The 713-nt window shown below is 48.0% G+C and carries 1 protein-coding gene; it reads right to left on the reverse strand.

Translation table 11 applies throughout. The annotated features are described in order from the left end of the window. A partial coding sequence (locus tag A3750_RS00775; protein WP_197474771.1) for a hypothetical protein occupies positions 1–644 on the reverse strand: 644 nt, incomplete at its 3' end. Positions 645–713 lie beyond the last annotated feature (69 nt).

The following is a 713-nucleotide window of genomic DNA, read 5'->3' on the forward strand; positions in this document are numbered from 1 at the left end:
TGTTTTTCACGATACGACCAGTGATACTCATCCAAAGAGTAGAGCAGCGCATCGCCATAGCCAATAATGGCTTTCATCGCATGTTTTATGATCAGTCGATCCAGTTCCTGAGACCGTTCCTCGTTTTGCAAACAAATTTGGTTAAGGAGCAATAGAGAGCCTCGATTAACCATGAGGTTGCGCATATCCCACGCTGGAATGTCCCGCTGTTTATGCTTGATAGACGGCACGAATTTGGCGTCGCCTAGCAGTGTTCTATGGCCCTCCATCATGTCGTACCAGAGGACCCGCGTCGGCATATTTTTGAGTTTCCACTGATCGATCAACGAGAGATCGATTCCAATATCAAGCTTGCCTGCCAAAGCTTGTAGCTGCTGTGACAGTGCTTCGTTGACACGTTCTTGCTTTGTCTTGCTCAAATGTTGGGTGACCAAAAGAAGGTCGAAGTTGTTATGGGGCTTATAGCTGTTGCCAACCACGCTCACGCCACCTTCACCTTTGCCATAGCCGCCGAGAAGAATAAGGCTGCGCAGCTTGTGATCGGCGATGTTTTTTTGGACCACCTTAGCGATTTGATCTAGCAACCCAGAAATACACTTTTCGGCTTCAGGATTGTTTGAGAGTGTGAATCGATGCTTGCTCATTACGCAGCCTCCATCATGCTGGTCATTAAGTTGTGCACAAGGTTAATGTGCTGCTCTGGGGCGAAATGC

Source organism: Oleiphilus sp. HI0079, from assembly GCF_001635105.1.